The organism is Solidesulfovibrio aerotolerans, from assembly GCF_009856865.1.
GTDB classification, from domain to species: Bacteria; Desulfobacterota; Desulfovibrionia; order Desulfovibrionales; family Desulfovibrionaceae; genus Solidesulfovibrio; species Solidesulfovibrio aerotolerans.
The window spans coordinates 1-369 of sequence record NZ_WVUD01000143.1 but is presented as its reverse complement, the minus strand read 5'-3'; the positions used below and the strand labels follow the sequence as shown (position 1 = coordinate 369).

Here is a 369-nt window from a genome sequence, read left to right as displayed (position 1 = left end):
GCCGGCAAGTGCTCGAAGAGGTAGCGTAGATAGCGATATGGCTCCAGGCCATTGGCCTTGGCGGTCTCGATGAGGGTGTACAGAGTGGCCGAGGCGTCGGCTCCGCGCGGATGGCCTGAGAACAACCAGTTCTTGCGGCCCACGGCAAAGGGGCGGATGGCGTTCTCCGCCAGGTTGTTGTCCGGGCGCAGCCGGCCGTCCTCCAGGTACACGACCAGCCGGTCCCACTGCTTGAGGGCATAACTGACGGCCTTGCCAAGCAGACTCTTGGGCGGGGTGGTGGCGACGCGAGCATCAAGCAGCGCCTTGAGCTTGTCCAGGATCGGGCTGGATTTTTCGGCTCGTAGCGCTTTGATTTGCTCCGGCGCA

At 63.7% G+C, this 369-nt stretch carries 1 protein-coding gene; it reads right to left on the bottom strand.

The genetic code is table 11. The features are described 5' to 3' along the window. The coding region (locus GTA51_RS20465; protein ID WP_160964320.1) for an IS66 family transposase at nt 1-369 on the bottom strand (369 nt) is incomplete at both ends.